A 10,180-nucleotide genomic window follows, 5' to 3' on the forward strand; every position below is an offset into this window, starting at 1 on the left:
CCAGGATCGAACCACTTCACGCGCCCTGTGACACGCACAGCGGCGACGGTATCAACGCCCTCGTAATCAGACACAGCCTTCCCCCCGTCCGCGAGCCTTGCAGACGGCGCTTATTTAACACGGTTCGGTGAAGCTCGGAAATGCGAAAAACAATGGTTTCGGAGTGCGGGGTCCGAATTCGGTCTGAATAACCTTACCTAGCGGCAAGTTACGCGCGCTCCAGGCGCCAGACGGCCGGCGCCGTCGCCCTATTGTCGCGATCTGGACCTCGCACCGCCCTGCGCCGAACGGCGCTCATGGCGGGCCATCAGCCGAGATGTAGGGGAGGCTCCGCGCTGGCAGTCCCTAGGGGAGTCGAACCCCTCTTTTCAGGTTGAAAACCTGACGTCCTAACCGATAGACGAAGGGACCGCTGCGCGGAGAGCGGGCGATATAGCCGCCGATTCCGGGGCGTGCAAGCCCTTGGCCGCCCATTTGCGCGGCGACGCGCCAGCCGTCACGCCATCCTCGGATCGGCCACGTCCTCGATCTCGAACTGGACGCCGCGACGGCCATTCCAGTCGTCGGCCTTCAGACGGCCGACCATGGACAGGCCCCCTTGCCCCGCCAGCAGCGACTGCCCGGCCGGCAGGTCCGCGCAGCGCCAGGCGATCGCCTTCACCGACGCTCCGTCGGCGCCCACCAAACGGCACCGGACGTGGCCGCCGGTCATCGCCACGGCGTCCCGCACCGATACCCGTTCGAGCGCGAACAGCGGCTCGGGATTGGCCGGTCCGTAGGGCGCAAGCTGTTCGAACTGCTCGAACAGGTCCCGCGTGGCGGCGGAGGGATCGATCAGGGCGTCGACCTCCACAAGATCCAGCGCCTCGGCCGCGGCCTGTTCCCCGGCCATGCGATCGTTGAGGAAATCCCGCAGCCGCTGGATGTCGGCGACGCGGACGGTCAGGCCGGCCGCCATGGTGTGGCCGCCTCCGGCCATCAGCACCCCCGCCTCCCAGGCCGCCTGGACCGCGCGGCCGAGGTTCATCCCCGGCTGGGACCGGCCCGAGCCCTTGCCGACCCCGTTGATCGCATCGACGCCGATCACGACCACCGGCTTGCGCCAGCGCTCGCGCAGCCGTCCCGCCACGATGCCGACCACGCCGGGATGCCAATCGTCGCCCTCGACCACGACGACCGCCGAGCCGTCGGCGTGCGCGCCTGAAGCCTCGACCATCCGGGTCGCCTGCTCGGTGACCTGCCGCTCGACCTCGCGCCGCGCCACGTTCAGGGCGTCCAGCTCCTGCGCCAGGTCGCGCGCCTCCTCCGGGTCGTCCGTCGAGAGCAGGCGCGCGCCGAGGTCGGACTTGCCGATGCGCCCGCCGGCGTTGATGCGCGGGCCGAGGATGAAGCCGGCGTGGTTCGACTTGGCCGGGCCCGGTTCCGCGCCCGCCGCCGCCAGCAGGGCCCTTAGGCCCGGGTTGCTCCACTCGGACATGACTCGCAAGCCGAGGCTGGTCAGGGCCCGGTTGAAGCCGGTCAGGCCGGTGACGTCGCAGATCGCGCCCATGGCCGCGAGATCCAGCCACTGGCGGATGTCCGGCTGCTCGCGCCCCTCGAAAACTCCACGCCGGCGCGCCTCGCGGTTCAGCGCCGCCAGGAGCACGAACACCACCCCCGCCGCCGCGAGGTTGCCCTGCCCCGAGTTGCAGCCCGGCCGGTTCGGATTGACGACCGCGGCGCAGACCGGCGGATGCTCGCGCATCATGTGGTGGTCGATGACCACGACCTTGAGGCCGATCGAGGCCGCATGGGCGACCGCCTCGTTGGCGGCGGCGCCGCAGTCGACGGTGATCACCAACTCGGCGCCGGCCGCCTTGAGCGTGTCGAACGCCCGGGCGCTGGGGCCGTAGCCTTCCGTCAGCCGGTCCGGCACATAGATCGGCAACTCGGCGTCCATGGCCCGGAACCAGCGCACCAGCAGGGCCGCGCTCGAGGCCCCGTCGACGTCGTAATCGGCGAAGACGTGGATGGAGGCCTTCGCCTGCAGCGCGTCAAGGATGGCCTCGGCGGCGGCGTCCATGTCCATGAAGCTGGACGGATCGGGGAACAGGGCCTTCAGCGTCGGCTGCAGGAAGTCCGCGCCGTCGTCGGCCCGCACGCCCCGCGAGGCCAAGGCGCGCGCCAGCGGCTCCTCGAGGCCCAGCGCCTGCATATGGCCGCGCACGACGGCCGCCTCGGCCGGCCGCTGCCGCCATGCGCGTCCCGACAGGGAGCGGGATACGCCCAGAAACGCCGGCGTGCCGCTCCCGTCGGCCATCAGAGAGGCCGCGTCGTGCGGATGCGCTGAACCGTCCGGGTCGAGGAATCCATCACCAGCGTGTGGGTCGAGACGAAGCCGCCCGCGACCTTCACCCCATCCAGCATCGCGCCCTTCGTCACGCCGGTGGCGGCGAAGATGGCGTCCTTGGACACCAGTTCGTGCAGATCGTATTTGCGGTCGAAGTCGGTCACGCCGGTCTTCTCGGCGCGGGCGCGTTCGTCGTCGTTGCGGAAGATCAGCCGGCCCTGGAAATGGCCGCCGACGCACTTCAGCGCCGAGGCCGCCAGCACGCCCTCAGGCGCCCCGCCTGACCCGAGGTACAGGTCGATGCCCGTTTCCGGCTCGGCCGTGTGGATCACGCCCGCCACGTCGCCGTCAGTGATCAGCAGGACCCGGGCGCCGACCTCGCGCAGGGCGGCGATAAGCGCGGCGTGGCGCGGCCGGTCCATGACGCAGACGGTGATGTCCTCGGGGCGCACGCCCTTGGCCGAGGCCAGCGAACGGACGTTGTCCTGCGGCTTCATGTCGAGATCGACCGTGCCGGGCGCGAAGCCCGGGCCGATGGCGATCTTGTCCATATAGGTGTCGGGCGCGTGCAGCATGCCGCCGCCGGGAGACATCGACAGCACGCACAGGGCGTTAGCCATCGCCTTGGCCGTGAGGGTGGTGCCTTCCAGCGGGTCCAGGGCGATGTCGATCGCGGGGCCTTCGCCGGTCCCGACCTTCTCGCCGATATAGAGCATCGGCGCCTCGTCGCGCTCGCCCTCGCCGATGACGATCTTGCCGTCGATGTCGAGCGCGTTCAGGGCCGTTCGCATGGCGTCGACCGCCAGTTGGTCCGCCTGCTTCTCGTCGCCGCGGCCGATCTGGGCGTAGCTGGCGATGGCGGCCAGTTCCGTGACCCGCGCGGCGTCGGCGGCCAGGGTGGAGGCATAGGGAGCCGGTGCGGCCATGGACAAATCTCCTGAGACGATAGTCCCGGGATTCTGTCGTCCCGGCGACGGTTCAATTCTGAATTAGCGGCGGTCAATCGGCGGGGGCGCGCGGCCCCGCTCGCGCGTCCGGCGGACGAATTCCTCAATCTCGGCCTGCGACTGGGCCGAGACCGGCGCAACGGGCGTGGACGCGACACGGGCTTGCACCTCGGCGGCCAAGGCGTCGGGGTCCTCGGTCGTCTGCCAGTCCAGCCGCGCGGCGGCGGCGGCGAGATCGCCGCTGCCGGCCCTCAGCGCGTCGACGCGGGCGGCGATGGCCACCGGCTGCGGCAAAGGCTCCAGAATCCTGGGGAAGTCGGCCCAGCGGGGGTACTCGCGATTCGCGTCCACCAGCGCCTGCACCCGCGGCGCGACCGGCGAACTGGCGTCCGTTTCAGGGTCGAACCGGCCCGCGCAGGCGGACAGCGTCCCCGCCAGGCAGGCCAGCAGCGCCGCTGCGGCGAATTTCTGGATCGGCGCGTTCATATCAGGGGCGGTCATATGCCATGATCGCCGCAGGCGGAAGGGCGCGCGCGTCCCTTGCGTCCGATCCTGACGAACCCGGAGCCCTCCCCATGGCCAAGCGTCCGCCCCCCTCGCCTGCCCCCGCGCACGCAGCGCCGCGCGCGCCGCGCAAGGCGGGCCGGCCGACGTCGGTTAAGCCGCCTCGCCCCCGGGCGGCGAAGGCCCAGGCGGCGGCATCGGCGGCTGCGGCTGCGGCTGCGGCTGCGACTCCGGGGGCCACAACCGGCGCTTTCTCGCGACCCGAACCGGCGCCGCAGGCCGCCCCTGAGCCGCCCCCCGCACCAGCCAATCCCGAGCCTTTCGCCCTGCCCGGCGCGGATCAGCGCCAGATGCTGGAAACCCTTTCGATGAACCTGGCCAAGGCCGCCATGACGGCGCAGGCGGCCATGGCCGAGGCGGCGCTGGCTCAGGCCGAACGGCCCGTCGCCATTTCGTCCGACCCTTTCAACGTCGGACCCGCGATGAATTCGGTGATGGCCAGCCTCGCCGCGCGGCCGGACAAGCTGTTCGCCGCCCAAGCCGACCTGTTCAACCGCTACATGGAGCTGTGGACCTCGACGGCGCGCCGAGCGGCCGGAGAGGAGCCGCCCGCCGCGCCTTCGACGGACAAGCGCTTCAAGGATCCGGCCTGGTCCGAGAACCCGGCCTTCGACGTCATGCGCCAGTCCTACCTGGCCACCGCCGACTGGATGAACGGGCTGGTCTCCAGCGTCGAGGACGTCGATCCACTGACCAAGCGGCGGGCCGAGTTCTTCACCAAGCTGCTCACCGACGCCTTCTCGCCCTCCAACTTTCTGGCCTCCAACCCCGCCGCGCTGAAGGCGCTGGCGGAAAGCAACGGCGAGTCGCTGGTGAAGGGGATGCAGAACTTCGCCGCCGACATGGAGCGCGGCGGCGGCAAGCTGAAGATCAGTCAGGCCGACTACGGCCGCTTCGAAGTGGGCCGGAACGTCGCCACGGCACCCGGTCAGGTCGTCTGGCGCGACGAGCTGTTCGAGCTGATCCAGTACGACGCGGCGACGGACAAACAGCGCGCCATTCCCCTGCTGATCTTCCCGCCGTGGATCAACAAATTCTACATCCTCGACCTGCAGCCCGAGAATTCGATGATCCGGTGGCTGTCGGCGCAGGGGTTCACCGTCTTCGTCTGCTCGTGGGTCAACCCGGACGTGGACAAGGCCGGCTTCGGCTTCGACGACTATCTGGAAAAGGGCATCTACCGCTGCATCGCCCGCACTCTGGAGCAGGCCAAGGCGACGAAGGTGAACACGGTCGGCTACTGCATCGGCGGCACCCTGCTGGGCGCCGCGCTGGCGCATATGGCGGACAAGAAGGTGGATGCGGTCGGCGCGGCCACCTTCTTCGCCGCCCAGCACGACTTCGCCGAGGCCGGCGATCTACTGCTGTTCACCGACGACCACTGGCTGAACGAGATCGAGCAGCAGATGGACGCGGCCGGCGGCGTCCTGCCCGGCGCGGCCATGGCCGAGACGTTCAACTCCCTGCGCGCCAACGACCTGATCTGGTCGTTCTTCGTCAGCAACTATCTGATGGGCAAGGACCCGCCGGCCTTCGACCTGCTGTTCTGGAACGCCGACCAGACGCGGATGCCGAAGAAGCTGCACATGGATTATCTGCGCTCGATGTACGGCGGGAACCGCCTGTCGCAGGGCCAGTTCACGATTGGAGGGATCACCGTCGACCTGTCGAAAGTGACCATCCCCCTCTACTTCCAGGCCAGCCGCGAGGACCACATCGCGCCGATGCGGTCCGTCTATCGCTCCGCCCGCGCCTTCACCAACGCCGACGTGACACTGACACTGGCCGGGTCAGGCCATATCGCGGGGGTCGTAAACCCGCCCGCGGCGAAGAAGTACCAGCACTGGACCAACGACCAACTCCCCCAGTCCCTCGCCGAGTGGCAGGCCGGAGCCGAGGAGCACCGCGGCAGCTGGTGGGAGCACTGGGCCGACTGGCTGCATGAGCGCTCGGGCGGTTGGATCGCGGCCCGCGATCCCAAAAAAGGCCCCCTTCGTCCGATAGAGCCGGCGCCTGGGTCGTATGTGAAAGTGAAGTCTTGAACCGTCTCGAGCCGAACCTGCTGCTGGCCGTCACCACCGGTTTCGCCCTGGTCCTCCTCACCCTGACTGTCAGCGTCTACGGCGCTGGCGAGCCGGTTCGAAACCTGGTGCTGGTGGTGATCTGCGCCAGCGGCTTCATTCTGCTGAACCCGATCCTGCAGAGGATGATGAAGGTCGCGCCGCGGCCGCCGATGATTCATCCCGACGCGCCTGGAACGGCGGCTTGGGCCGCTCTGTTTCCGATGATGATCATTGCGTCCGCCGCGGTTCCGGTCTTCTGGCCCGGGCGGGACTACGGCCTGCTGGTGATCATCGCGTCGATTTGGTTCGGCCTGACGGCGGAGTCCGCGATGAAGGCTCGACGTCAGGACGGCTGAAATTTCAGCGCCACACCATTGTTGCAATAGCGTTTTCCGGTCGGCCGCGGCCCGTCCATGAACAGGTGCCCCTGATGCCCCAGGCAGCGGGCGCAGTGGTATTCCGTACGCGGAACGCCGATGCCGAAGTCGGTCTTCGTCCCGATGTTGGCGGCGATGACTTCGTAGAAGCTGGGCCAGCCGGTGCCGCTGTCGAACTTCCACTGCGAGCGGAAAAGCGGCAGATCGCAGCCGCGGCAGACAAAGGTCCCTCTCCGGTGCTCGTTGTCGAGCGGACTGGTCCCCGGCCGCTCGGTCGCCTCACGCCGCAGCACGTCGTAGCTTAGCCCCGGCAGGCGGGCCCGCCACTGGGCGTCGGTGAGCCGGCGGAAGGGCGAGCTTGCATACTGCCGCTCGGAGGCGTCCGCGGGGCCGGAGGAGCAGCCCGTCACGGCGAGCGCTCCGGCGGTGGTCAGCAGGGCGCGGCGGGAGAGCGATTGGGTCATGGCGGGAGATACGTCGGGTGTGAGGCGCGGGTTTCAAGCCCCGCCATCCCTCTTGTCGTCATCCCGGCGAAGGCCGGGACCCGGCGGCGCCGAAGGCGACCTGTTCAGGCAGGGTGTCCGCGACAGTTTCGCGCTCTCGCGCGCCGCTTGGTCCTCCGGTCTCGCTACGCTCGCCGCAGGATGACGACAGCACAATCAGGACAGCCCCGCCCCCTCCTCCAGCCCCAGCATCAGGTTCAGGTTCTGAACCGCCGCGCCCGACGCGCCCTTGCCGAGGTTGTCGAGCAGGGCGACCAGCCGCACCTGTTCCCCGCCCCGGTCGCCGAACACATGCAGCCGCATTCGGTTGGTCCCGTTCAGCCCCTCGGGATCGATCCCCGCCATGGCCTGGGTCGTCTCCAACTCGGCCACCTCCACGAACCGCGCGCCCGCGTAGGCCTCGGCCAACGCGCCGTGCACCACCTCCACCGACGGCGACCCCGGAAGCGCCGACAGGTGCAGCGGAACCTCGACCAGCATCCCCTGCCGGTAGGCCCCCACCGCCGGCGCGAACAGCACCGGCCGGTCCAGCCCGGCGTGCTTCGTCATCTCCGGCACATGCTTGTGCTTCAGCGACAGCCCATAGGCGCGGAACGCCTCCGCCCCCGCCTCAAACTCCGCGATCATCGCCTTGCCGCCACCGGAGTAGCCCGACACCGCATTGACGGTCACCGGCCAGTCCGACGGCACGATCCTGGCCGAGACCAGCGGCCGCATCAGGCCGATGAAGCCGGTCGGATAGCAGCCCGGGTTCGAGACCCGCTTCGAGGCGGCGATCTTCTCACGCTGCCCCGGCGCCATCTCCGGGAAGCCATAGATCCAGGCCGGATCGACCCGGTACGCCGTCGAGGCGTCGATCACCCGCACCGCCGGATTGTCGATCATCGCGACGGCTTCCCGGGCCGCGTCGTCGGGCAAGCACAGGATCACCGCATCCGCGCCGTTCAGCGCCTCGCGCCGAGCGGCCATGTCGCGCCGCCGGTCGCCCAGCAGGATCAGCTCCAGATCGGAGCGGGCCTCCAGCCGCTCGCGGATCTCCAGCCCCGTGGTCCCGGCCTCGCCGTCGATGAAGATGGTGTGGGTCACAGGACCTCCAAAGAGAAAGGGCGCTCCGGTTTCCCGGAGCGCCCCTGTCCATACCGTAGTGAAACGGACTAGCGCTTCGAGAACTGGAAGGACTTGCGGGCCTTCGCGCGGCCGTACTTCTTGCGCTCGACGACGCGGGCGTCGCGGGTCAGGAAGCCGTGCGGCTTCAGGACCGGGCGCAGCGCCGGCTCGTAGTGGGTCAGGGCGTGCGACAAGCCGTGGCGGATGGCGCCGGCCTGGCCCGACAGGCCCGAGCCCTGCACGGTGCAGTCAACGTCGAACTGGGTCAGGCGGTCGGTCACTTCAAGCGGCTGTGCGATCATCATGCGCAGGATTTCGCGGGCGAAATACTGCATCTGATCCTTGCCGTTGATGGTGATCTTGCCGGTGCCCGGCTTGATCCACACGCGGGCGATCGCATTCTTGCGCTTGCCGGTCGAATAGGCGCGGCCCTGGGCGTCCAGCTTCTGGACGTAGACGGGGTGCTCCTCGCCGACGCCGGGCGTGCCCATGCCCTTCAGGGCGTCGAAGCCGGTGGCGGTCGTGTCAGCTGTCACGTCGGTCATGCTCAGACGCTCCGGGTGTTCTTGGCGGACGCCGACTTGAAGTCGATCGTTTCCGGCTGTTGGGCTTCATGGGTATGGGCGGGGCCGGAGAACAGGCGCAGGTGCGTCATCTGCAGGCGAGCCAGCGGGCTCTCCTTGGGCAGCATGCGCTCGACGGCCTTCTCGAGCACGCGCTCGGGGAAGCGGCCGTTCAGGACCTTCTCGGGGCTGGTCGACTTGACGCCGCCCGGGTGGCCGGTGTGGCGGTAGTAGATCTTGTCGGTCAGCTTCTTGCCGGTGAACACGACCTTGTCGACGTTGGTGACGACGACATAGTCGCCGCAATCGACGTGCGGGGTGTAGTCGCCGCGGTGCTTGCCGCGCAGACGGTTGGCGATGAAGGTCGCGAGGCGGCCCACGACGACGCCTTCGGCGTCGATATGGATCCACTTCTTCGTGACCTCGGCCGGCTTCAACGAAGCCGTGGTGCTCGTCAGCATGACGAGGGTTCCTGGGAGGGACGAAAACGGGCCCCTCCCGGTGACGGGACGAGCAGAAGGCGCGCTGATAGAGGAATGGGGGTGCGGGGTCAATGGGCACGCGAGCTCCACATCCCTGCTACCCTATTGAAAATACGCCATAATATCCGAGCGGTATCAAAATACCGTAGATTTCTTTTCGTCATCCCGGCGAAGGCCGGGACATGGCGGCGCCGAAGCGCAGCGAAGGCGATGTGGGATACAGCCGCGCTCCTGACAGGTTCGCGCTCTCGCGCGCCGCCATGTCCCGGCCTTCGCCGGAACGACGACAGTTCCGAAGGCGCGAGTGAAGACAACGCCCCTCCTCCGCGCTAAACCGCCCGCCGAACCCTCAGGAGCCAATCGCATGACCGTCGCCGCCCGCCTCGCCGAACTCGGCATCAGCCTGCCGGAACCCGCCAAGGCGGTGGCCAACTATGTGCCGTTCGTCCAGACGGGCAATCTGGTCCACATCTCGGGCCAACTCTCGAACGACGCGTCGGGCGGGATCAAGGGCACCGTCGGCGCCGACGTGACGCCGGAACAGGCCAGGGACGCCGCCCGCATGTGCGGCGTAAACCTGCTGGCCCAGATGTCGGCGGCGCTGGACGGCGACCTCGAGCGCGTCGTGCGCGTGGTCAAGCTGGGCGGCTTCGTGCAGGCGGCCGGGGACTTCGAGGCCATTCCCGCCGTCATCAACGGCTGCTCCGACCTGATGGTCGAGGTGTTCGGCGACAAGGGTCGCCACGCCCGCTCGGCCGTCGGCGTCTACAGGCTGCCGCTGGGCTTCGCGGTCGAGGTGGACGCGATCGTCGAGGTGCGGTGACGCTCGTCCGTCTGTCATCCCTGCGAAGCGGACCCCGTAGCTATCCTCGCGTCGGCCTCAACGGCCGGAAGGTTCATCACGAAGCGCACGAAGAAGCCACGAAGGGCACAAAGGAATCGAGGCGCAGGTCTCTTCGTGTTCTTTGTGGATTCCTTCGTGTCCTTTTGTGATGAACCCGCTTCGCGGGGTCGCGCCCGGGCCGTTGCCCCAGTGAGTCGGATTTGAGTTTCCAGATCCACGTTCACGACACCGTCGCCGACGTCGGGCGTGAGGCCTGGGACGCCTGCGCCGGTCCGACCGGCGATCCGTTCGTCTCGTACGACTTCCTCGACGCCTGCGAGGCGTCCGGCAGCGCAGCGCCGCGTCAGGGGTGGGCCGGGCGGCATCTGTCGCTGAGGGACGGCGACGGCCGGGTAATCGGC

11 protein-coding genes and 1 tRNA gene are annotated in these 10,180 nt (G+C 68.8%); 4 read left to right on the forward strand and 8 right to left on the reverse strand.

Annotation, left to right across the window (positions count from 1 at the left end; all coding sequences use genetic code 11):
• Positions 1-336 precede the first annotated feature (336 nt).
• From VGB60_RS00415 to VGB60_RS00430, 4 genes are all read right to left on the reverse strand, one after another.
• A tRNA-Glu gene (locus VGB60_RS00415) sits at positions 337-411 on the reverse strand.
• 85 nt (positions 412-496) lie between these two features.
• On the reverse strand, positions 497-2,299 hold the full coding sequence (gene recJ / locus VGB60_RS00420; RefSeq protein ID WP_331036319.1) for a single-stranded-DNA-specific exonuclease RecJ: 1,803 nt from the start codon (positions 2,297-2,299) through the stop codon (positions 497-499).
• On the reverse strand, positions 2,299-3,255 hold the full coding sequence (gene glpX / locus VGB60_RS00425) for a class II fructose-bisphosphatase (RefSeq protein ID WP_331036320.1): 957 nt from the start codon (positions 3,253-3,255) through the stop codon (positions 2,299-2,301). The genes recJ and glpX overlap by 1 nt, the downstream gene beginning before the upstream one ends.
• Before the next feature lie 63 nt (positions 3,256-3,318).
• Positions 3,319-3,777 carry a hypothetical protein gene (locus tag VGB60_RS00430; RefSeq protein ID WP_331036321.1) on the reverse strand — a complete coding sequence of 153 codons (459 nt, stop codon included), beginning with the start codon at positions 3,775-3,777 and terminating at the stop codon, positions 3,319-3,321.
• Between the two features lie 74 nt (positions 3,778-3,851).
• Here VGB60_RS00430 and phaC point away from each other — a divergent pair, with 74 nt between their 5' ends.
• Both phaC and VGB60_RS00440 read left to right on the forward strand, forming a co-directional pair.
• Positions 3,852-5,882 (forward strand): class I poly(R)-hydroxyalkanoic acid synthase, encoded by a 2,031-nt coding sequence (gene phaC / locus VGB60_RS00435; RefSeq protein WP_414644444.1) that lies wholly within the window; start codon positions 3,852-3,854, stop codon positions 5,880-5,882.
• On the forward strand, positions 5,879-6,259 hold the full coding sequence (locus VGB60_RS00440; RefSeq protein ID WP_331036323.1) for a hypothetical protein: 381 nt from the start codon (positions 5,879-5,881) through the stop codon (positions 6,257-6,259). Before phaC ends, VGB60_RS00440 begins: the two co-directional genes overlap by 4 nt.
• Here VGB60_RS00440 and msrB read toward each other — a convergent pair.
• From msrB to rplM, 4 genes are all read right to left on the reverse strand, one after another.
• Positions 6,247-6,744: a peptide-methionine (R)-S-oxide reductase MsrB gene (gene msrB, locus VGB60_RS00445; RefSeq protein WP_331036324.1), complete on the reverse strand. Its 498-nt coding sequence runs from the start codon at positions 6,742-6,744 to the stop codon at positions 6,247-6,249. The genes VGB60_RS00440 and msrB overlap by 13 nt on opposite strands.
• Positions 6,745-6,939: 195 nt before the next feature.
• Positions 6,940-7,869, reverse strand: coding sequence for an N-acetyl-gamma-glutamyl-phosphate reductase (argC, locus tag VGB60_RS00450; RefSeq protein WP_331036325.1), 930 nt, complete (start codon positions 7,867-7,869; stop codon positions 6,940-6,942).
• A 68-nt stretch (positions 7,870-7,937) separates the two neighbouring features.
• Complete coding sequence (rpsI, locus tag VGB60_RS00455; RefSeq protein WP_414644445.1) at positions 7,938-8,435, reverse strand: 30S ribosomal protein S9; 498 nt, start codon at positions 8,433-8,435, stop codon at positions 7,938-7,940.
• A gap of 2 nt (positions 8,436-8,437) precedes the next feature.
• On the reverse strand, positions 8,438-8,914 hold the full coding sequence (gene rplM, locus VGB60_RS00460) for a 50S ribosomal protein L13 (RefSeq protein WP_331036326.1): 477 nt from the start codon (positions 8,912-8,914) through the stop codon (positions 8,438-8,440).
• A gap of 385 nt (positions 8,915-9,299) precedes the next feature.
• On the opposite strand from rplM, the gene VGB60_RS00465 reads away from it, so the two are divergent.
• Together VGB60_RS00465 and VGB60_RS00470 are read left to right on the forward strand one after the other, a co-directional pair.
• Positions 9,300-9,758 (forward strand): RidA family protein, encoded by a 459-nt coding sequence (locus VGB60_RS00465; protein WP_331036327.1) that lies wholly within the window; start codon positions 9,300-9,302, stop codon positions 9,756-9,758.
• Between the two features lie 221 nt (positions 9,759-9,979).
• The coding region (locus VGB60_RS00470) for a peptidogalycan biosysnthesis protein (RefSeq protein WP_331036328.1) at positions 9,980-10,180 on the forward strand (201 nt) is incomplete at its 3' end.

The organism is Brevundimonas sp. (assembly GCF_036399195.1).
In the GTDB taxonomy this organism is placed as follows: Bacteria; Pseudomonadota; Alphaproteobacteria; order Caulobacterales; family Caulobacteraceae; genus Brevundimonas.

Coding starts and splice junctions, on each gene's coding strand:
- recJ (WP_331036319.1), bottom strand. CDS start 2,299: ATGGCCGACGGGAGCGGCACGCCGGCGTTTCTGGGCGTATCCCGCTCC.
- msrB (WP_331036324.1), bottom strand. CDS start 6,744: ATGACCCAATCGCTCTCCCGCCGCGCCCTGCTGACCACCGCCGGAGCG.
- rpsI (WP_414644445.1), bottom strand. CDS start 8,435: ATGACCGACGTGACAGCTGACACGACCGCCACCGGCTTCGACGCCCTG.
- VGB60_RS00465 (WP_331036327.1), top strand. CDS start 9,300: ATGACCGTCGCCGCCCGCCTCGCCGAACTCGGCATCAGCCTGCCGGAA.
- phaC (WP_414644444.1), top strand. CDS start 3,852: ATGGCCAAGCGTCCGCCCCCCTCGCCTGCCCCCGCGCACGCAGCGCCG.
- VGB60_RS00430 (WP_331036321.1), bottom strand. CDS start 3,777: ATGACCGCCCCTGATATGAACGCGCCGATCCAGAAATTCGCCGCAGCG.
- glpX (WP_331036320.1), bottom strand. CDS start 3,255: ATGGCCGCACCGGCTCCCTATGCCTCCACCCTGGCCGCCGACGCCGCG.
- rplM (WP_331036326.1), bottom strand. CDS start 8,914: ATGCTGACGAGCACCACGGCTTCGTTGAAGCCGGCCGAGGTCACGAAG.